Consider the following 20,965-nt stretch of genomic DNA (forward strand, 5'->3'; position numbering starts at 1 on the left):
CGGCGGTTATTGACTTTCTCTCAAATGTGTTCAACAGGCAGTGCAAGCAGGTTGTCGGGGGTATATCCGCTGCGAATGCGCCACTCCTGTGGGTAGAGGTTGTTGGCCCGGTTGCCCAGGTTCTTGACCCACCCGAGGGGGAAGCCGTGGTAGGCGATGAGGAGGTAGCCGCGTGGCAGGTTGCCGGGCAGTACGATACTCTCGCGGCGCAGGTAGGCGAGAGCCGTGGGCAGGTCGGCCTCGAAGCGGGGAGCCCGGTCTAGGTCGAGGGCGGTCGAGAGGGCGAGTGCCGGGTGGGGAATGTAGTCGCGACCTTTGGCTGTGGCCAGGGTAATGCCGGCGTGCAGTAGGGTGAGGTGTTGGGCGAGCAGCCGGTAGTCGGCCTGGTATTCGCGGGGAATGGCAAGGAGGGTATCATTGTGAACCGTAAAATCAAACCGGTCGGGAGCAGCCAGCCGGTCGCGCCACTCGTCGGGCACGGCAGGGGTGCCCGTCTTTCCCTTTTTCGCCTTGTTGCGTTTGCCCTGTGTATCGTCGAGCAACCGGTTCCGTCCGGACTCGTCGGCATCGCCGGGTTTTTGCAGAACCGCCAGGAAGAGCCCTTCGCCTCGGGTCAGGTGAGGCATGAAGCGGTAGGCCGTCACGCCAGGCATGAGTGCGGGAGCTATTCCCCAGGTCGGGTCTGTGTCGACGGCGAGCGGGGTGGCTCCCAGTCGGTTCATCAGGTAGAGTACCATCTCTTCGTTCTCCTCGGTATTGTAGGTGCAGGTACTGTAAATGAGCAGTCCGCCCGGGCGCAAGGCTTGCCACACGTCGTCGAGAATCTGGCGCTGGCGGTCGGCACAGCGGGCCACACCGGCGGGCGACCACTCGGCAATGGCGGCGGAGTCTTTGCGGAACATGCCCTCGCCCGAGCAGGGCACATCGGTGGCAATGACGTCGAAATAGGATTCGAGGCGGGCAAAGTCGGCCGCCTCGTTGCGGGTGACAATCGAGTAGGGCGAGCCCCATTTCACGATATTTTCGGCCAGGATATAGGCCCGGTTGGGGATTACCTCGTTGCTTACCACCAGACTGCCGGCCGGCAGCGAGGCGATGGCGTCGGTCGACTTGCCGCCGGGAGCGGCGCAGAGGTCGAGGTAACGCACCGGGGCCTTTATGTACTGGGCGATGACCCGGCCGAGAAACATCGAAGAGGCCTCCTGCACGTAGTAGGCCCCGGCGTGGAAACAGGGGTCGAAGGTGAAGGCGGGGCGTTCGGGCAGGTAATAGCCCTGTGCCGACCAGGGAACCGCCTCACCCAACACCTCTGTCGGGTGGCTCTTGCCCGGATTGAGGCGTAGGCTCACGGGCGATTCGGAGTCGAGAGCGGCGGCAAACGAGTCGTAGTCGGCACCGAGCAGTCGGCGGGTGCGTTCGATAAACGGGGCGGGCAGTTCTATCATATTCGGGATTCTGAGAAGTCGGTTTACTGGGAACCAAAGCTCTTTGCAAAAAGACGAGTTTTGCTCGAGATGTTTGCTGAGATGCACAAAGATAGGTATTTTTGCCAAGAGTTTCGGAATAGTCAAAAGAAAAGTCGTTATGCTCAAACCTGCCTTATACCTCATACCCGTGCCTCTGGGCGATACGCCCATCGACCAGGTGCTGCCTGCCTACAACCGCGAGGTGATTGCCGGGATACGCCATTTTGTGGTCGAGAATGTGCGCTCGGCCCGTCGTTTCCTCAAAAAGTCGAATCCCGACATTTGTATCGACGACCTCACCTTTTACGAGTTGAACCGCCACACCCCGGCTACCGAGGTGAGCAGTTACCTCAATCCGTTGCGGCAGGGGTGCCCCGTGGGGGTAATCTCCGAGGCCGGTTGCCCGGCCGTGGCCGACCCGGGTGCCGACGTGGCGGCGATTGCCCAGCGCGAGCATCTGCCGGTCGTCCCGTTGGTGGGTCCCTCGTCGATACTGATGTCGCTCATGGCTTCGGGGTTCAACGGGCAGAGTTTCGCCTTTCAGGGCTACCTCCCCATCGAGGCGGGTGAACGCACCCGGCGCATCAAGCAGCTCGAACAACGGGTCTACGCCGAGGACCAGACGCAGATCTTCATCGAGACGCCCTACCGCAACCACAAGATGATCGAGGACCTCGTGCGCACCTGTCGGCCAGGTACCCGCCTGTGTGTGGCGGCCAACATCACCTGTCCCGACGAGCGCATTCGCACGCTGTCGTTGGGCGAGTGGGCCAAAGTCTCCTACAACTACCAGAAGACCCCGGCCATCTTCCTGCTCTACAAGTAGAGGTAAAGCGATAGCCCTCATCGGTGTTATCTGTGCAACGTAAAGACGGCGGCCTTATATATCTTGTGGACGATAATTTTCTATTGTGCGGCTAAAAAGTTATCTTTGTACCCCGAGGAGGAGAAAAATTCTATGAGCTTGCAATTTCTGAGCTTGGCCAGCGGAAGCAGCGGCAACTGTTACTATTTGGGAAATGAAGAATATGGCATACTGATCGACGCCGGCAAGGGCGTGCGCACCATTAAAAAAGTGTTGAGGGAGTATGGCATTCCCTTTGAAAAGATTATAGCACTGTGTATCACTCACGACCATGCCGACCACATCAAGGCGGCCGGGACACTGGGCGAAAAATATGGAATCCCCATCTATACCACCGAGACCATCAAGAACGGCATGAACCTTAACTACTGCATGGTGGATAAGATTTACAGTGCCCACCGGCCCATCATCAAGGAGGTGCCTTTCCAGATCAGAGACTTCACGATTACCGCTTTCGAGGTGCCCCACGACGGGCGCGACAATGTAGGCTTCTTCATCACCTACGGCAACCTGCATTTTGCCTTTGCCACCGATTTGGGAACCATCACTCCTACGGCCGACAAATACCTGCGGCAGGCCAACTACCTGGTTATTGAGTCGAATTACGACGAGGCCATGCTGCTGCACGGCACCTATCCGCCTCACCTCAAACGGCGTATTCTCGCCGACAACGGTCACATGAACAATGCCCACACGGCCGAGTATCTGGCCAAAATCTATACGCCGGCGCTGCACGGTATCTTCCTGTGTCATCTCAGCGGCGACAACAACCACCCCGAGCTGGCCTACAAGACTATCGAGAATCGGCTCTACGAAGAGGGTATCCGTGTAGGGAAAGATGTGGAACTGGTAGCACTCACCCGCAACCACCCTTCGGCGCTCTATACCTTCGAGGAGCCCGAGTCGCAGGAGTAATTCTCCCCGTGGGCAGTGGAGACCTTTCCCCGGTGTCGTACGCAGGAGGAGAGGAGTCCTGTGAACTGACCCGACAGGTCGGCATTCCGACGGGTGGTCGAATAGGAAGCTAAGTAGCGTTCCGTGAAGGCCTTCGACCGCATGAAATACGCCGTTTTTTTACGAAAATTGATATTTCGAGAAATTTTTTTTGAAGAATCGTTGGCGCATTTCCTGAAAAGCATTACCTTTGCACCCGTTCCTAAGAGAATGACTCCGTAGCTCAGTTGGTAGAGCAAATGACTCTTAATCATTGGGTCGAGGGTTCGAGCCCCTCCGGGGTCACATAAACGGAGCCTGCAACATTTGCAGGCGTTTTTTTATTAAGGGATTTGTGATAGTCATCGAATTTTGAACAGTTTTTATTTTCTGTTTCTGGGGAGGGAATAATATTTAATTTTTTATATATGAAACATAATTTACTTTTCGCAGTCGTAATGATGACTGCTATCCCGTTTTTTGTAGCTGCCGATAACGGTATTCTTTCGTCGAGCCTAAATTTGGGTGGCGATGATTTATCTATTGCTGCCTATTGTCAAAATGGCGATGACTATTTAGTGGAGGAGGTTTATTCTGCTGGCTCTAATGAACCTAATGTCTATAATATCTATGATTCTTCGTTGCAAAAGGTTTATACCATTACCGATTATGTCAAGAATGTCTCTTTCCTCAATAGTACCAATCATGCATATAAGGGTGAAGATGAAAAATTTCTCTTTTCTCAAACGTTGCTTAACGATGACGCGGAGTTTGAGTATATGGTAGCGAAAGAAAGAGAGGTCGATATGGGAAACTACTCTTATTGGGAGACTTATGGATTCAAGATTATGCAGACGAATGGGAATTGTCTGGCTGATATTACTTTCCCCGAAGCTTCCAGTCTTGAAACTTGTCAATTTATTCAGTTGAAGGATAAAATGTATTTTTCTGTGGAAGCAAACTCTCTTTTATTCTATGAGGTAAATCGAGAGGGAAGTAGTAATGTGTTGAACCTGGTTGCCGAGACCAAAAATGTGACAGGGTATCCCAACCCGGTACAGCGAGGCGAGGTATATACCGTTGACGGCGGAAAGCGCAGCCTGAAAAATGCCGTAGTCAATGTAGTCCGCCTTGACGGCTCTTTGGTTCAATCGTTCTCGATCGGCAATAACGACAAGGCTGAGATAGAAACCTCGCAGATGAACAGTGGGGTATATGTCTATACGGCTGTCCGGGGGAATAAGGTGGTTGCCTCGGGTCGGTTTGTCGTAGAGTAGTTCAATGAAATGAAATCGCTCCAACTGTTCGACGTTGGAGCCGATGTCGTAAGATATGAATTTTTGGGAACAGGTAGTTGCCGTCAAAGGTAGCTGCCTGTTTTTTTCATTATAGGCACAAGTTTTTTTGTTGATTCCTCTAAAATACCTATTTTTGTAGGACATGAGGGGGCTTACTTCTCATAAAAAAAGGGATAATAAATGAAGGTGTTATTTTAGAAAATTTATCGTTTTGAGAAGATTCGAGTTGAAAGATATCTCTGAGGATATACGGGGGACAAAGTTCTTGTAATCAATCATAAACTGTATATATCGGGTAATCAGTAGACGGATAACTTGATCGATAGATAGTATGAAATACAGTCTCCACGCCTTTTATGGAAAAGTTAATGTTGTTTTTAGGGGATTGAAAACATGAAATTGAATATGATGAAACGTCATTTGTTTTTTGCCGTATTAACGGCTGCTTTTACCACATTCTCGGCTATGTCTGATAACGGTATCTTAACGTCGATTCCATTCAGTGGAGATGATTTGTCTCCAGTAGCTTATTGCCAAGAGGGTGAGGATTATTTAGTCGAGAGTTTTTATTCTTCTAATTCAGATGTTTATAATATCTATAACTCCTCGTGGCAGAAGGTACACACTGTTACCGACTTTGTGCATGGTCTAGCTCTTATTGGTAGTGCCAATCAGTCGTATCAAGGTGAAGATGATTTTTTATTCTCCCAAACGTTGCTTAATGATGATGCGGAATTTGAGTATATGGTAGAGAAAACAATGATGGTCGATGAGGGAGGGTATTCTTATGAGCAGATTTATGGAATTAAAATTATGCAGACGAATGGGAATTGCCTGGCCGATATTACATTCTCCACTGTGGGTGAGATTTTGGAGGCGCCGCGGTTCATTTTGTTGAAAGATAAACTGTACCTCTTTTTCACATATGACTCTATTGCATACCTGTATGAGGTAAATCGAGAGGGAAGTAGTAATGTGTTGAAACTGGTTGCCGAGACCAAAAATGTGACAGGGTATCCCAACCCGGTACAGCGAGGCGAGGTATATACCGTTGACGGCGGAAAGCGCAGCCTGAAAAATGCCGTAGTCAATGTAGTCCGCCTTGACGGCTCTTTGGTTCAATCGTTCTCGACCGGCAATAACGACAAGGCTGAGATAGAGACCTCGCAGATGAACAGTGGGGTATATGTCTATACGGCTGTCCGGGGGAATAAGGTGGTTGCCTCGGGTCGGTTTGTCGTAGAGTAGTTCGATGAAATGAAATCGCTCCAACTGTTCGACGTTGGAGCCGATGTCGTAAAAATATGAATTTTGGGGAACAGGCAGTTACCGTCAAAGGTAGCTGCCTGTTTTTTGTGGAAGGAAATAGGAACGTGTTTAGTTTTGTGTGTGAAAGGGTTGTCCTCGGCTTGACCGCCTTGGGTGTAGAGGGTTTAGCTTTGGGGTAAGAAAACAAAAAACACCTGCAAGCCAATTGCTTACAAGTGCAGACTTATATGTTGTTTTTGGTGAGTGGTGGGCGTTGACGGATTCGAACCGCCGACCCTCTGCTTGTAAGGCAGATGCTCTAAACCAGCTGAGCTAAACGCCCCTGTTCGTTTGCCGTCTTTCGACAGCGGCAGGGATTTTTCTGAAATCTGTTCGGCCTTGGTTGGTGGGCGTTGACGGATTCGAACCGCCGACCCTCTGCTTGTAAGGCAGATGCTCTAAACCAGCTGAGCTAAACGCCCCTGTTCGTTTGCCGTCTTTCGACAGCGGCAGGGATTTTCCCGAAATTCATTCGGCTTTGGTGGGCGTTGACGGATTCGAACCGCCGACCCTCTGCTTGTAAGGCAGATGCTCTAAACCAGCTGAGCTAAACGCCCGAATTGCTTTCGGAAAAGCGATGCAAAGGTAACACATTTTTTTAATTTCCAAAACAAAAAAGAAAATTATTCGAGAAAATTACACAGGAAATCGTATTTTTGTGCTCTGTTTCATTCAAATCACAATCTATGGAATTATCATCACTCACGGCTATATCGCCTATCGATGGCCGCTACCGCAGCAAGGTGGAAAATTTGTCGCTTTATTTTTCGGAGTGGGCTCTTATCCGGTATCGGGTACGGGTCGAGATAGAGTACTTTATTGCCTTGTGCGAGTTGCCCTTGCCTCAGCTCACGGGGGTAAACCACGACCTTTTTCCCGAGTTGCGAGCTATTTATCAAAACTTTACCGAGGCCGATGCCGCTCGGGTGAAGTCGATTGAGTCGGTTACCAACCACGACGTGAAGGCTGTCGAGTATTTCATCAAGGAGAAATTCGACGCACTGCACCTCGAAGCCTACAAGGAGTTTATCCACTTCGGGCTCACGTCGCAGGACATTAACAACACCTCGGTGCCCCTGTTGATTAAAGAGGCGTTGCACGACTGCTACATGCCGGTGCTCAACGAGATGCTGTCGCTGATTAACCATTATGCCGAGGAGTGGAAAGATATTCCCATGCTGGCCAAGACGCACGGCCAACCGGCATCGCCCACCCGCCTGGGAAAAGAGATACGGGTATTCGGCTATCGTCTCGAGAAACAAATCGAGCTGCTCAAGGCCGTGCCGATGAGCGGTAAATTCGGTGGTGCCACGGGTAACTTCAATGCCCACCACTTTGCCTACCCCGACATTGACTGGCCCGCCTTCGGGAACCGTTTCCTGAAAGAGCGTCTCGGTATCGAGCGGGAGGCGTGGACGACCCAAATCTCCAACTACGACAACCTGGCCGCGCTGTTCGACGCGCTGCGCCGCATCAATACGATTGTCATCGACCTCGACCGGGACTTCTGGCAATACATCTCGATGGAGTATTTCAAGCAGAAGATCAAAGAGGGCGAGGTAGGTTCGTCGGCCATGCCTCATAAGGTGAACCCCATCGACTACGAGAACTCCGAGGGTAATCTGGGTCTTGCCAATGCCATCTTCGAGCACCTGGCCAAGAAGTTGCCCATCTCGCGTCTGCAACGCGACCTCACCGACTCGACCGTGCTGCGTAACGTGGGTGTGCCTTTGGCGCATACGCTCATTGCCTTCCACAGCACCATCAAGGGGTTGAACAAACTGTTGCTCAACGAGAAGGCTATCTATCACGATCTCGACCAGATGTGGAACGTGGTGGCCGAGGGTATCCAGACAATACTGCGTCGTGAGGGCTATCCGCACCCCTACGAGACGTTGAAGGCACTCACCCGCACCAACTCGGTAGTTAATGCCGAGTCGATACGCGAGTTTATCGATACGCTCAACGTGTCCGATTCGGTCAAGGAGGAGCTGCGCCGCATCACCCCTCACACCTATACCGGTTTCTAAGAAAGTCCGTTGCTCGACCGATGGCCGTTGTTGCATGATTATGCGACCTTGTTGTGCTATCGGGTTGGAACGTGGCTCCCTGTGATATGTCGATTCTCCGGTCTGTTCAACGGGCTGGAGAATCGTTTTTTTGGGGGGTATGAGAGGCGGCTGGGCAGATTAGCATACACCCTGGTATATAGATTTCTGAGCCGTTGGATTACGATTTTTCGGCTCTTGAAACAACTGCATTTACATGCTTTTCGAACAAAGAAAACAGACTTTTGTTTTTTTTAAGAAGAAAATGATAACTTATTTGATAGTGAAAGAGATGAAATGGAAAATCCTTTGTATCTTTGTCGCCGAAAAGGTAAAAAACAATCGATATTAAATAGATAATTTTAGTTAGGCCGAGAGGCTTGTTTTTAATTACAAAAATTCCTATGGAAAGCGAAAAAAGAGCTAAGCGCCCTCGTATCGGGGTATCGAACCGTGAAGGCATGACCGAGCGATATGAGAAAGTAGAGTACAAAAGAGGCGGAGGAGAGGAGGGACGCCCCTCGTATGGTGCCAACACCGACAGACCTCATTACTCTCGCAGCAACTATGGTGAAGGAGGTAACCGCTCCTATGCCAACGAACGTCCCAACAATTATGGAAACCGCCAGGGTGGCTACAACCAGAACCGTCAGGGCGGATATGGCAACAACCGCAGGAACAACTACAACAATGGTCCGCGGTACAATCAGGATTACAATCGAAACAACGAAGGTGGCGAGGGATACCAACAACGTCCTTACGGCGAGAACGATCGTCCCTACTATCCGAAACAGAATCGTCAGGGCGGCTACAACCAGAACCGTCAGGGCGGATATGGCAACAACCGGTATAACCAGAACCGGCCGCAGCAACGCCGCAACAAGAACTACAACAGCCGTCCGCAACGCATCGAGTATGAGTTGCCCGAGGTTGATCCTAACGAACCGATTCGTTTGAACAAGTACATGGCCAATGCCGGTATCTGTTCGCGTCGCGAGGCCGACGAATTTATCCAGGCCGGCGAGGTTCAGGTAAACGGCGTGACGGTGACCGAACTGGGTACGAAGATTACCCGCAACGACACGGTGACCTTCCGCGGCAAGGTGGTGACGCTCGAACGTAAAATCTACGTGCTGCTCAACAAGCCGAAAGATTGTGTGACCACGTCGGACGATCCGCAAGGCCGCCTCACCGTGATGGACATCGTGCGCAACGCCTGCACCGAGCGCATCTATCCCGTAGGCCGTCTCGACCGCAACACCACGGGTGTGCTGCTGCTCACCAACGACGGCGACCTCGCCTCGAAGCTCACGCACCCCAAGTTCATCAAGAAGAAAATCTATCACGTGTGGCTCGACCGCGACGTGAACGAGGAGGATATGCAACGCATTGCCGACGGTATCGAATTGGAGGACGGACCCATACAGCCCGACGCCGTGAGCTATGCCAATGAAACCGACAAGAACCAGGTGGGCATCGAGATTCACTCGGGCCGTAACCGCATCGTGCGTCGTATTTTCGAGGCTCTGGGTTACCGGGTAGTCAAGCTCGACCGCGTCTATTTTGCCGGTCTCACCAAGAAGAACCTGCAACGCGGCCGCTGGCGTTACCTCACCCAACAAGAGGTGAACATGCTGCAAATGGGTTCGTTTGAGTAGAATAAAAATAGTCAAATAGCCACATGCCCCGCTCGGGAAATCCGTTCGGGGCGGCGGTGCTTAAACCAATAGATTGAAAGAGTATGGAAACAATGAAAAGGACCAAGGTCGTCGATGCCTTCGATGCATCTCTTTACGGAACAAGGATAAACGTGAAAGGCTGGGTGCGCACGCGCCGGGGCAATAAGCACATCAACTTCATTGCGCTGAACGACGGTTCTACGATTAAAAACATACAGGTTGTAGTCGACCTCTCGAAATTTACCGAGGCCGAGATGAAGCCTATCACGACCGGAGCCTGCATCAGCGTCATAGGTACGCTGGTCGAGTCGCAGGGCAAGGGACAGCAGGCCGAGATTCAGGCCGAGAGCATCGAGCTCTACGGCGGTGCCGACCCCGACGTATATCCCTTGCAGAAGAAGGGACACACGCTCGAATTCCTGCGTGAAATCGCCCACCTGCGTCCCCGCACCAATACGTTCGGTGCCGTATTCCGTATCCGCCATCACCTGGCATACGCCATTCACAAATATTTCAACGACCGCGGTTTCTTCTACCTGAACACGCCGCTCATCACGGCCAGCGACTGCGAGGGTGCCGGTGCCATGTTCCAGGTTACGACGCTCGACCTCAACAACGTGCCTCGTACCGACGACGGTGCCGTCGATTACAGCGCCGATTTCTTCGGTAAACCCACCAGCCTCACCGTGTCGGGACAGCTCGAAGGTGAGCTCGGAGCCATGTCGTTGGGTGCTATCTACACGTTCGGTCCCACCTTCCGGGCCGAGAACTCCAATACGCCCCGTCACCTGGCCGAGTTCTGGATGGTAGAGCCCGAGGTTGCCTTCAACGAAATCGAGGAGAACATGGATTTGGCCGAGGACTTCCTCAAATACCTCATTCGCTATGCCCTCGACCACTGCCAGGACGACCTCGAATTCCTCAGCCAGATGTACGATTCAGAACTGATTGAGCGGTTGAAGTTTGTGGTCGAGAACGATTTCGTACGCCTGCCCTACACCGAGGGTGTGAAGATTCTCGAAGAGTCGGGCCACAAGTTTGAATATCCCGTTTACTGGGGAGCCGACTTGCAGAGCGAACACGAGCGTTTCCTCGTGGAGGAGCACTTCAAGAAACCGGTTATCCTCACCGACTATCCCAAGGAGATCAAGGCCTTCTACATGAAGCTCAACGACGACGGCAAGACGGTGCGCGCCATGGACGTGCTCTTCCCCCGCATCGGCGAGATTATCGGTGGGTCGCAGCGTGAAGAGAGCTATGAGAAGCTGCTTTCGCGCATCGAAGAGCTGCATATCCCCATGAAAGATATGTGGTGGTATCTCGATACCCGTCGGTTCGGTACGGCACCCCACTCGGGCTTCGGCCTCGGGTTCGAGCGTCTGGTATTGTTCGTTACCGGTATGACCAACATTCGCGATGTGATTCCCTTCCCCCGTACACCGAAGAACGCCGAGTTCTAATTGAGGGGCGGCCGGGGTCATTCCGCCAAAGACATAAAAGGAGCAGCGCCGCTGCGGGTCATTTCCCGCAGCGGCGCTGCCGCTTTAATGATTGAGGGAGGGGAGCTTCTCCGCCATGGGAGGATTGCATATTTGAAAAATGGAAGAGGAATAGACTCCCCTCTCCCCCCTCCTATGTTAGAAATAGAAGGTCATGTAAAGCGAGCCTCCCAGGCTTTCGGTACCGAAATAGATGCCGTTGCTGCCCGGTGCGTACAGGTCGGTACGCGTCTCTACTTTACCGAGGGTGGCGTTGTAACCTTCGCTTTCTACATAAGTCTGTGTACCGAAGATGTAATAAAGGCTGAGATTGACTTCGGCACCCAGTGCTATTTTGGGAGCTACAAACCATTCAACGCCGGCACTACCCGTCAAGCCCAGATAGAAATCGCTACCGGCACCGTTTTGTTTCAGTGCACGATATCCGGTGGGGAGAGTAGGCATGTTGGCAAATGAGTGGGACGTAGGCGATTGGTTGATTTCGGTAAGGGCGTTACCCCAGGAGTAGGTCTCTTTGGAGTTTTGGAAGGCGAAGAGCAGTCCGGCTCCGAATACTCCCTGTATCCGGCGGGACCCCTTGCGGTATTCGGCTCCCAGCAACATGCTCATGCCGTTGCGGTCATAACGGGCTCCGTCGACCACTTTGGCTTCGCTGAACGGGTTTTCGGCCAGAGCCTTGTCGTCGATTGAATAGGCTTTGTTGTTGGCCGACGAAATCATCAAACCCACGTTGGCACGCACGGCCCATTCGTCGGTGAGCATGTATTTACCCATAATCGAGACCGTAGGCATAAGTCCTTGGCCGCCGAACTTGCCGCTGGTGAAAGGCGTGCCACCCACGTGGCTCAGTTCGTTGCTTCCATTGGTCCCGTTAAAGGCATTGCCTATGTATTTCAAAATGGGGACTACATCGATACCCAGGGCCCAGTCTCCCTCTTCGGGTAAGTATTGTTTCTGTTCTTTATCTTCGGCCCACAGCATGGCTGGGAACAGGCAGGCCGACAAGATGATGGCTATGATCTTTTTCATAAGAGTGCGGTATTATTTATTCAAACGAACGGGTACCCCATACGGTAATATTTCTCCACATCGAGTCTTCTCCATATCCGTTATCTTTATTTTCGTTAAAGCTCATAACGGCATATACGATGTTCTCGATCTCTTCAAACTCGGGGAACGTATAGTTTGAATAAAATCCGGGATAATTGTAGGAATTCAATTGAGCATAGACACCTTCGAGGCTCTCTTCGTCTCCGTTGGCATCGAAATGTCTGAAACTGGTTTCATAGAAACTTACAGGCTCGATTTCGAGATATTTGAGTGTTTCGCCCTTTGCCTTAACCGGAATGTTTATCGTGAAGTTGCCGCTCTCGTCGGTTGTGGCACCGAATAAGCGGACCATGTCGCCTGTTCCTCCGTTGGGTAATGTTTCTGTATAGTTGTAGGTGACGGTAATGCGAACATTAATGCCAGCCTTGGCTCCCCAATAGCGTTGCGTATTGCTTTGGTAGAGACGGCTGATACCGATTTTGCCTTTCAGGGTCTCCATTTCGCCAAAGCTCTCGACAAAAGTGCGGGGTGAGTAGCTGTACATTTGGTCTTTTACCAGAATTTCACCCGGTGAAACCGTCGCTTGAATACCGTTAATGTTGTATACCACCTCTTCGGTTTCCATGACGGGAGCATTATTTTCCCAGTCGACTACGAGGGTGCGGGTACCCATGAAGGAGGCCGGGCTGATGATAATGTTGGTATTGTCTACGGCCGGAATTTCGATGCTGTATTTTCCTTCGGCATCAGTCGTAGTTTCGTAGGTGGTGTATCCTTGGGCCGATCCATTGGGGTCCAAGGAAGCATTGCTAACCTTGATGCTGACCTTGACGCCGGCGGCCGGACTCAGTAATTCGGAGAACTGGTTGTTGCTGAAAGCCTGTCCCTGGTTGTAGCTGAGGCTACCCACAATAGTTGCTTTTCCTTGAATGTCTCCGATTGAAAGTTCGGATTGTTCTTTTGAACAGCCTACCAACGTGGCTACGGCCAACAAGCCGATGGTCCACGATGAAATCTTACATAAGTGTTTCATAATAAAAGTGTTAATGATTGTTGTGGAATTTTTATGTGTTTTTATTGGCTATCTAATGGTATCTTGGTTTTTACGGTTTTATATAAGACCCGATGCTAAAAAAAGTCCTCCTTCTTGTAGAATTTTAATATAAATATATGCAAGTATAAATAAAAAAGTATAATTAACCAAATTGAAAGAAGTTAAATTTATAATCAATGATGGACTGAATGTTATAACCTGTTGGAATCCTTTGGTTTATGAAAGTAGCTTTTTGGGAAAAAAGAGATGTGAGGTGGAGAGGCAACAGATGGAGGGGGATAATCGAGTGGCTATCGGCTCCTTGATGAAGTCGATAATAAAAAGTATCTGAGTGTATTACAGTAATTTATTGCCGTTCCAACGCAGGGTAATCGATTTGCGCAGGTAAGGTTCTATTTTTTTGAAGGTCTCGGGGTCGAGATACTTTTCCCACGAGGGGCGGGCACAGAGAGAGCCGTCGGGCTCAAAGGTATATTCCACGAGATAGATGCCTGTCGTTTGCAGGATTTCTTTTTTCTGTGTGTTGGTCAACGAGTCGGGAAAGGCGAAGAAATCGGCGGTCGACAAGGCCCGCATATGTTTCGAGGCAGGGAGTTCCCGCCAGGAGCTGTCGAAGAATCGTATGCGGCTGTCTGCGGCCGGACCATAGACCGTATTGACCAGTGCGATGAGGGTGTCGCCTCGGTCGGTCGGGTAGAGGTGCAGGGCCATTTGGCTTTGTTGCGACAGGTCGACTGTGAGGCTGTTGTCTTGCAGGAGGGTCATTGCGGTCGTGCCTCCCAGTTTGTTATCCACCTGAGCCTTCTGCCCGGCATGAAAGAGGTCGATGAGGTCCTTCCGACGATTCACCTCGATAGAGGGGACGAGCGAGTCGGGCATGGCGACAAAGAACTGGGCGGCCGGTTCGGCAGCTTGCGACAGCCCGGCCGAAGCCAGGAAGAAGATGGATAACAGATTCCGCAGTTTCATAACAATCGTTTGATACAAAAGTAATCATTTGCCGCGGTAAGCCCAAAAAACAGGCAAAAATATTGCCTGCCCTATCGGGTGCCGAGGTAGAGGAAGAACATACCCAGCAGCACGAGCACCAGGTCGAACGACTTGCTGCGGATATTCTTCTCCTTGAACAGGAGGGCACCGGCGATGAAACTCACCACGACGCTGCTGCGGCGCACCATCGAGACAATCGAAATCATCGAGTCGGGGTAGCTGAGGGCGTAGAAGTAGACAAAGTCGGCACAGGCCAGAAAGAGCGAGATGAAGAATATCGAGGGCCTCCACACAAACGAGGTGGTGTGCTTGCGCTGCGGGTACCACAGAAGTAGCAGCACGACGGCCATCATGGCCATCTGGTAGTAGGAGTACCACACCTGCACCGTCATGCGGTCGAAGCCGTGCGACATGAGGTATTTGTCGTAGAGTCCGCTGGCCGCTCCCGTGATGGTGGCCAGCACGATAAAGAGAATCCACAGGTTGTGGCGGAAGTTGATGCCCTCTTTCCGCCCCGAGAAGGAGAGCATGATGAACGAGACGATGGCCAGCAGCACACCCACCCACTGGTAGAGGTTAAGCCGTTCGCCGAAGATGAGCAGTGCCCCGATGAGGGTGAGTATTGGTTGCGAAGCCTTGATGGGGCCGGCGATGGTGATGGGCAGATGCTTGGTGGCGAAGTAGGCGCAGGTCCACGAGGTGAGCACCAGCGCTGCCTTGCCGATGATGTAGAGGTGTTCGCGCAGGGTCGAGGGGGGCACGTAGAAGAGGGAGTCGCGCATCAGGTCGGGGAATCCGTAGGAGAGTATGATGAGCGGTAGGAAGAGCAGGCTGCAAAAACAGGTGTTGAGAAACAACACGGGAATCACGGCGTTGCCGTTGAGCGACTGTTTTTTACACACCTCGTAGCAGCCCAGCAGAAAGGCCGATAGAAAAGCAAGCGATAACCACATCTTTTTTTACCTGTTTGAAACCATTGAAATATTCCCCGCTGTCTGCCGGCTGTTCCCGGCACGACGATGGGGACGCCTCTCTCGCTGTGAAACTGGGCGATTGGCTGTGCAAAGGTAGCGATTCTTTTGGCTGCATCATCTATGTAAACGCAGATTTGTGTTATCTTTGCATCGGCTGTGACACGGCCCACGACAGAGAATCGAATTATGGAACTGCTTTACATTCATTGGAATCCCGACCCGGTGCTCTTTTCGGTAGCGGGCATCGCTATACGCTGGTACAGTATCTTCTGGCTCATTGCCATTTGGGCCGACAGTCAGGTGGTCTATAAGCTGTATAAGTTGAAAGGGCTTCCGATGGATACGTTTCAGACCCTCTTCCTGTACAGCTTCCTGGGCATCTTTATCGGGGCACGGTTGGGGCATTGCCTCTTCTACGAACCGGGGTATTACCTGAGTCACCCGCTTGAAATCGTTCTGCCTATACACGAATTGCCCGGTGGTGGGTGGCGCTTCACCGGCTATGCGGGGCTGGCCAGTCACGGGGGGACGCTGGGACTGATTATTGCCCTGGCGCTGTTCTGCCGAAAGACCAGGATTCACTACCTCGATATTCTCGACATGATGGGAATCGCCGCTCCCGTAGCGGCCGGGTTTATCCGCTTGGCCAACCTGATGAACTCCGAAATCATAGGTATGCCCGCCGATGTGCCCTGGGCTTTTGTCTTCGAACGGGTGGATATGTTGCCGCGTCACCCGGCACAACTCTATGAGGCGTTGGCCTATTTCCTCTTCTTCGGGGTGATGGTGGCGATTGTGTGGCTCCGTCGCGGCCGTTGCGGGCGGGGCTTCTATTTCGGGCTCTGCATCACGCTCATCTTTCTCTTCCGTTTCTTTATCGAGTTCCTCAAAGAGCGTCAGGTCGATTTCGAGAATGCCATGCCCATCGACATGGGGCAGGTGTTGAGTATCCCGTTTGTGGTGCTGGGCCTCTATTTCGTGATTACGCGGTGGAACAATACCGTTGTCGACAGACTGCCGAAAACGGGGCAGGGAAAATCCCGAAAGTAATAGCTTAAATTTCTTTCTTTAAATAAATCATATCGACAATTTGTCTCTCTCCCTCGAAGATAGGTTGTGGATAGTGTCTGGTAAAGAATCCGGGTATCCGGTGTGAATAGCGGAATCCGCATCGTTCGTAAAAAGGTATCGTGAGGGGCGAATCGCCTGTCCCGACTTGCAAAGTTGCTCCGGCAGGACAATGGCTTTCCACATATTCGATAAGTTTGCGGGCATAGCCTCGACGCTGGAAGGAGGGATAGGTGGCCAGATTTTTGATTTCGTAGAGGTCTTCTCCTTCTCGGGTGACGACGCAGATACTCTTCAATCCCTCGTCGTACAAGGCAAACATTTCGCCCCGGTCGAGGTAGCGCTCTATCATCTTTTCACATTCGTCGGCCAACAGCAACAGGTCGAGAAAGTCTTTCTTCTCATGTGTTATGTGTTTGATCTCCATAGATAGACTCTCTTATCGGGGCAGGAACAGGTTGTCGGGGTAGGTGATGTCGTGGAGGAACAGGGCTTTGCCCGGCACCGAGGTACCGGCGGCGCAGCGGTCTTTCTGCTCGATGATGCGGCAGAAGCCTTCGACCGAGAGCTTGCCGCGACCCACGTCGAGCAGGGTGCCCACGATGGCCCGCACCATGTTGCGCAGGAAGCGGTCGGCCGTGATGGTGAATACCTGTTGCTCCCCCTCGAGCTCCCAGCGGGCGAAGGTCACCCGGCAGTTGTTGGTCTTCACGTCGGTGTGCAGCTTGCTGAAACTGGTGAAATCGGTGTATCGGTACAGCTGCTCGGCCGCCTCGTTCATGCGGTCGAAATCGAGCGTGCCCCGGTAGCGACAGGCAAAGGTTTCGAGGAAGGGCGACTTGTGGTCGATGAGGTAATATTTGTAGGTGCGGCTGAGGGCATCGAACCGGCTGTGGGCCTCGTCGGTGACGGAGCGTATGTCGTACACGGCAATATCGGGGGGGAGTATCCGGTTCAGACGGTCGGCCGTCTCGGCGGGATTGTCGAGCGGGGCCGGGGTGTCGAAGTGTGCCACCATGAGCCGGGCATTCACGCCGGCATCGGTGCGGCCCGCCCCGGTGACAGGTGTCTCGCGGCGCAACAAAGTAGCCAATGCCTTTTCAAGCTCGGCCTGCACGGTGATGCCGTTGGGCTGTATCTGCCAGCCGTGGTAGCGGGCACCGTTGAACGAGAGGTAGATGAAATAGCGAGACATGATGGCTTTGAAAATAGAGATGGATTATCGGGCGGGTTTCGAGTCGGGCGGCAGGACGGGGGCGATTCCCCTTGCACTGTGGCCCTTCCCCGGCCGATAATCCATCGGGTTGCGTTTAGTCGTTTTCGAGATAGGTGTATCCGTAGAGGCCCGAGCGGTAGTTCGAGAGGAACTCGCGCCCCTCTTCGGGGGTGATGACTCCCGCCTTCATCGACGAGGTAACCCACGTCTCCACGCTGCGCACCAGTTTCTTGGGCGAGAACTGCACGTAGTCGAGCACCTCGGCCACCGTTTCGCCGTCGATTACCTGGTCTATTTCGTAGCGGTCCTTATACACACTCACGTGCACGGCGTTGGTATCGCCGAAGAGGTTGTGCATGTCGCCCAGAATCTCCTGATAGGCCCCCACCAGGAAGACACCTATATAATAAGGTTCCTTGTTGTTGAGGGCATGTACGGCCAAGTGCGAGTTGGATCCGTGGGGCGAGATGAAGTTGTTGATCTTGCCGTCGGAGTCGCAGGTGATGTCCTGTATCGTAGCCGTGCGGTCGGGCCGTTCGTCGAGCCGGCTGATGGGCATGATGGGGAACAGCTGGTCGATCGACCACGAGTCGGGCAGCGACTGGAAGAGTGAGAAGTTGCAGAAATATTTGTCGGGCAACAGCTTTGAGATTTTACGCAACTCTTCGGGGGCATGCTTCATGTCCGAAGCAATTTCGTTCACCTCGCGGGCCACCGACCAGAAGAGCTGTTCGATTTGAGCCCGGGTGCGCAGGTCGAGCAGTCCCAGACCGAAGAGGTCGAGTGCCTCCTCGCGAATCTGCAAGGCATCGTGCCACGATTCGAGCAGGCGGGGCTGGTTCATGTTGTCCCATATCTTGTAGAGCTCGTCGACCAGTTCGTGCGGGTTTTCGCCCAACTCCTCCTTCTCGTCCCAGATTGGGAGCGAGGTAGTTTCGAGCACCTCGAATACCAGTACCGAGTGGTGTGCGGTGAGCGAGCGTCCCGACTCGGTGATGATGTTGGGCTGGGGCAGGTCGTTCTTCACGCAGGCATCGACCAGTGCCGATACCGAGTCGTTTACATACTCCTGTATCGAGTAGTTCATGCTGCTCTCGCTCGACGATGAGCGGGTGCCGTCGTAGTCGACACCCAGACCTCCGCCAATGTCGACAAACTCGACGTGGAATCCCATGTTTTGCAGTTGCACATAGAATTGCGAAGCCTCTTTGAGAGCGTTCTTGATGCGGCGTATCTTGGTAATCTGGCTGCCGATGTGGAAATGAATCAGTTTGAGGCAGTCGGTCATCTTGGTCCGTTCCAGGAAATCGAGCGCATCGAGCAGTTCACTCGAATTCAGGCCGAACTTGCTGCCGTCGCCACCGCTCTCTTCCCACTTGCCGCTACCCGAGCTGGCCAGTTTGATGCGGATACCGATGTTGGGGCGAATCTTCAACCGTTTCGAGATGTCGGCAATCAGTTTCAGCTCGTTCAGTTTCTCGACCACGAGGAAGATGCGGCGCCCCATCTTCTGGGCCAGCAGGGCCAGTTCGATGTAGTTCTCGTCCTTGTAGCCGTTGCAGATGATGAGCGAGTTCTTGTCGGTATTGATGGCCAGCACCGCATGCAGTTCGGGTTTGGAGCCCGCTTCAAGGCCGATATTGAATTTTTTGCCATGGCTCACGATCTCCTCGACCACCGGTCTCATCTGGTTCACCTTGATGGGATAGATGATAAAGTTCTGAGCCGTGTAGCCATATTCGTCGGCTGCCTGTTTGAAACATTTCGAGATTTTCTCGATGCGGTTGTCGAGAATGTCGGGAAAACGCAGCAGCACGGGAGCCGTCACATCGCGCACTTGCAATTCGTCCATCAACTCTTTGAGATCGACCGAGGCATATCCCTCTCGCGGGGTTACAGCCACATGACCCTTCTCGTTGATTGAAAAATATTTCAGGCCCCAACCGTTGATGTTATACAGTTCGGCGGAGTCCTCGATACGCCATTTTCTCATTTCTTATAAACAAAATTGAATTTGTGGGTATATGCATAAAATATACAGCGAACAAAAATACGGATAATAATTGAATAGAGAAAACAGAAAGGGGCGTAAAATGTGCCCGTAGCCGTCTAATCACCTTGCGACTGCATAATACTTGCCGGTTTGGATAAATATGCACAGCTGCGGTCGTGGTCCCCGGCAGTCGGTCGGTTATGTAAAATTAGTAAAAAAGTGAAGCGTGTATATGTTTTTTAAGGCTGTAAATAAAACGAGTCGGCAAAAATGTTTATCTTTGCGGTAGAATTTTACTAACCTATAATTTATATTAAGATGGTAAGCTACAAAGAATTAGGATTGGTAAACACCAGAGAGATGTTTGCCAAGGCTATCAAAGGCGGATATGCTATCCCTGCTTTCAACTTCAACAACATGGAACAGTTGCAGGCAATTATCCAAGCAGCCGTAGAAACGAAATCGCCTGTGATTCTGCAAGTATCGAAAGGCGCTCGTAACTATGCCAACCAAACGTTGCTCCGTTATATGGCACAAGGCGCCGTAGAATATGCCAAAGAGTTGGGTTGCGAACATCCTCAAATCGTGTTGCACCTCGACCACGGCGATTCGTTCGAATTGTGCAAATCGTGTATCGATACGGGTTTCTCTTCGGTGATGATCGACGGTTCTCACCTGCCTTATGAGGAGAACGTAGCCCTCACGAAAAAAGTGGTTGACTATGCACACCAGTTCGACGTAACGGTTGAAGGTGAACTTGGTGTTCTCGCTGGTGTTGAGGACGAGGTTTCGGCCGAGCATCACACCTATACCAACCCCGAAGAGGTAATCGACTTCGCTCACCGCACGGGTTGCGATTCGTTGGCTATCTCGATCGGTACTTCGCACGGTGCCTACAAGTTCAAACCCGAACAATGCCACGTAGATCCCGCTACGGGTCGTTTGGTTCCTCCTCCCTTGGCATTCGACGTATTGGACGCCGTTATGGAGAAACTCCCGGGCTTCCCCATCGTACTGCACGGCTCTTCGTCGGTTCCCCAAGAAGAGGTCGACAAGATCAACAAATATGGAGGCAAACTCGAAGCTGCTATCGGTATCCCCGAAGAGGAGCTGCGTAAAGCTGCCAAATCGGCCGTTTGCAAAATCAACATCGACTCCGACAGCCGTCTGGCCATGACCGCTGCTATTCGCGAGGTATTCGCTACGAAACCCGCCGAGTTCGATCCTCGTAAATATCTGGGTCCGGCTCGTGACAACATGAAGAAACTCTACATTCACAAGATTGAGAATGTATTGGGTAGCGCCGGCAAACTCTAATCGATAGATTGAACAGCTAAATAAAGGCCGCCGACTCCCTTCAAGGGGAGTCGGCGGTTTTCTTTTATCTTAACGATAGGTATTGGTCAGACAGCGATACATAGAGGCGGCTCCTGTCGAAGACGACGGCGCGAACAATTGGCTACTGCATGGCTTGTATAGTAGTGAGGGGAATAAAAAAAGAAAGTTCTGCCGGAATCTCGATAT

Annotated in this window: 17 protein-coding genes and 4 tRNA genes; 10 read left to right on the forward strand and 11 right to left on the reverse strand. The window is 52.1% G+C overall.

Features of this window, described 5'->3' with window-relative positions; genetic code table 11:
- Nucleotides 1–20: 20 nt before the first annotated feature.
- Nucleotides 21–1,445, reverse strand: coding sequence for a methyltransferase RsmF C-terminal domain-like protein (locus BARVI_RS08730; RefSeq protein WP_157232576.1), 1,425 nt, complete (start codon nucleotides 1,443–1,445; stop codon nucleotides 21–23).
- Nucleotides 1,446–1,584: 139 nt separating this feature from the next.
- Between BARVI_RS08730 and BARVI_RS08735 the strand changes: the two genes are divergently transcribed.
- From BARVI_RS08735 to BARVI_RS08755, 5 genes are all read left to right on the forward strand, one after another.
- Complete coding sequence (locus BARVI_RS08735; RefSeq protein ID WP_025278871.1) at nucleotides 1,585–2,292, forward strand: SAM-dependent methyltransferase; 708 nt, start codon at nucleotides 1,585–1,587, stop codon at nucleotides 2,290–2,292.
- A 132-nt stretch (nucleotides 2,293–2,424) separates the two neighbouring features.
- Nucleotides 2,425–3,246, forward strand: coding sequence for an MBL fold metallo-hydrolase (locus BARVI_RS08740; RefSeq protein ID WP_025278872.1), 822 nt, complete (start codon nucleotides 2,425–2,427; stop codon nucleotides 3,244–3,246).
- A gap of 251 nt (nucleotides 3,247–3,497) precedes the next feature.
- A tRNA-Lys gene (locus BARVI_RS08745) sits at nucleotides 3,498–3,570 on the forward strand.
- A gap of 122 nt (nucleotides 3,571–3,692) precedes the next feature.
- Nucleotides 3,693–4,541, forward strand: a complete 849-nt coding sequence (locus tag BARVI_RS08750; RefSeq protein WP_084547030.1) for a T9SS type A sorting domain-containing protein — start codon at nucleotides 3,693–3,695, stop codon at nucleotides 4,539–4,541.
- Between the two features lie 426 nt (nucleotides 4,542–4,967).
- Entirely contained in the window at nucleotides 4,968–5,810 is an 843-nt protein-coding gene (locus tag BARVI_RS08755; protein ID WP_198015964.1) for a T9SS type A sorting domain-containing protein, read from the forward strand.
- Between the two features lie 265 nt (nucleotides 5,811–6,075).
- On the opposite strand, the gene BARVI_RS08760 is transcribed toward BARVI_RS08755, so the two are convergent.
- The 3 genes from BARVI_RS08760 to BARVI_RS08770 form a co-directional block, all read right to left on the reverse strand.
- Nucleotides 6,076–6,153 (reverse strand) — tRNA-Val (locus BARVI_RS08760).
- A 61-nt stretch (nucleotides 6,154–6,214) separates the two neighbouring features.
- Nucleotides 6,215–6,292, reverse strand: a tRNA-Val gene (locus tag BARVI_RS08765).
- A 57-nt stretch (nucleotides 6,293–6,349) separates the two neighbouring features.
- A tRNA-Val gene (locus tag BARVI_RS08770) sits at nucleotides 6,350–6,427 on the reverse strand.
- Between the two features lie 129 nt (nucleotides 6,428–6,556).
- Between BARVI_RS08770 and purB the strand changes: the two genes are divergently transcribed.
- The 3 genes from purB to asnS all read left to right on the forward strand — a co-directional run bounded on the left by purB (nucleotide 6,557) and on the right by asnS (nucleotide 11,057).
- Entirely contained in the window at nucleotides 6,557–7,900 is a 1,344-nt protein-coding gene (gene purB, locus BARVI_RS08775) for an adenylosuccinate lyase (RefSeq protein ID WP_025278875.1), read from the forward strand.
- A gap of 422 nt (nucleotides 7,901–8,322) precedes the next feature.
- A complete protein-coding gene (locus BARVI_RS08780) occupies nucleotides 8,323–9,576 on the forward strand; it encodes a pseudouridine synthase (protein WP_025278876.1) in 1,254 nt (417 codons plus the stop codon).
- 83 nt (nucleotides 9,577–9,659) lie between these two features.
- The gene (gene asnS, locus BARVI_RS08785; RefSeq protein ID WP_025278877.1) at nucleotides 9,660–11,057 is read left to right on the forward strand and encodes an asparagine--tRNA ligase; all 1,398 of its coding nucleotides are present in this window, start codon (nucleotides 9,660–9,662) and stop codon (nucleotides 11,055–11,057) included.
- Between the two features lie 177 nt (nucleotides 11,058–11,234).
- Here asnS and BARVI_RS08790 read toward each other — a convergent pair whose 3' ends face one another.
- From BARVI_RS08790 to BARVI_RS08810, 4 genes are all read right to left on the reverse strand, one after another.
- Nucleotides 11,235–12,125, reverse strand: coding sequence for a hypothetical protein (locus BARVI_RS08790; RefSeq protein WP_025278878.1), 891 nt, complete (start codon nucleotides 12,123–12,125; stop codon nucleotides 11,235–11,237).
- A 16-nt stretch (nucleotides 12,126–12,141) separates the two neighbouring features.
- Nucleotides 12,142–13,179, reverse strand: a complete 1,038-nt coding sequence (locus BARVI_RS08795) for a hypothetical protein (RefSeq protein WP_157232577.1) — start codon at nucleotides 13,177–13,179, stop codon at nucleotides 12,142–12,144.
- Nucleotides 13,180–13,536: 357 nt separating this feature from the next.
- Nucleotides 13,537–14,169 (reverse strand): DUF3256 family protein, encoded by a 633-nt coding sequence (locus BARVI_RS08805; RefSeq protein WP_025278881.1) that lies wholly within the window; start codon nucleotides 14,167–14,169, stop codon nucleotides 13,537–13,539.
- Between the two features lie 71 nt (nucleotides 14,170–14,240).
- Complete coding sequence (locus BARVI_RS08810) at nucleotides 14,241–15,143, reverse strand: DMT family transporter (RefSeq protein ID WP_025278882.1); 903 nt, start codon at nucleotides 15,141–15,143, stop codon at nucleotides 14,241–14,243.
- Nucleotides 15,144–15,350: 207 nt separating this feature from the next.
- Here BARVI_RS08810 and lgt point away from each other — a divergent pair, with 207 nt between their 5' ends.
- Nucleotides 15,351–16,214 (forward strand): prolipoprotein diacylglyceryl transferase, encoded by an 864-nt coding sequence (lgt, locus tag BARVI_RS08815; protein WP_051401112.1) that lies wholly within the window; start codon nucleotides 15,351–15,353, stop codon nucleotides 16,212–16,214.
- Nucleotides 16,215–16,218: 4 nt separating this feature from the next.
- On the opposite strand, the gene BARVI_RS08820 is transcribed toward lgt, so the two are convergent.
- The 3 genes from BARVI_RS08820 to speA all read right to left on the reverse strand — a co-directional run bounded on the left by BARVI_RS08820 (nucleotide 16,219) and on the right by speA (nucleotide 19,441).
- A complete protein-coding gene (locus BARVI_RS08820; protein ID WP_025278884.1) occupies nucleotides 16,219–16,659 on the reverse strand; it encodes a GNAT family N-acetyltransferase in 441 nt (146 codons plus the stop codon).
- Between the two features lie 12 nt (nucleotides 16,660–16,671).
- A complete protein-coding gene (gene truA, locus BARVI_RS08825) occupies nucleotides 16,672–17,427 on the reverse strand; it encodes a tRNA pseudouridine(38-40) synthase TruA (RefSeq protein ID WP_025278885.1) in 756 nt (251 codons plus the stop codon).
- Nucleotides 17,428–17,542: 115 nt separating this feature from the next.
- A complete protein-coding gene (gene speA / locus BARVI_RS08830) occupies nucleotides 17,543–19,441 on the reverse strand; it encodes a biosynthetic arginine decarboxylase (protein WP_025278886.1) in 1,899 nt (632 codons plus the stop codon).
- 318 nt (nucleotides 19,442–19,759) lie between these two features.
- Between speA and BARVI_RS08835 the strand changes: the two genes are divergently transcribed.
- Nucleotides 19,760–20,758, forward strand: coding sequence for a class II fructose-bisphosphate aldolase (locus BARVI_RS08835; protein ID WP_025278887.1), 999 nt, complete (start codon nucleotides 19,760–19,762; stop codon nucleotides 20,756–20,758).
- Nucleotides 20,759–20,965 lie beyond the last annotated feature (207 nt).

This window comes from Barnesiella viscericola DSM 18177 (assembly GCF_000512915.1).
In the GTDB taxonomy this organism is placed as follows: Bacteria; Bacteroidota; Bacteroidia; order Bacteroidales; family Barnesiellaceae; genus Barnesiella; species Barnesiella viscericola.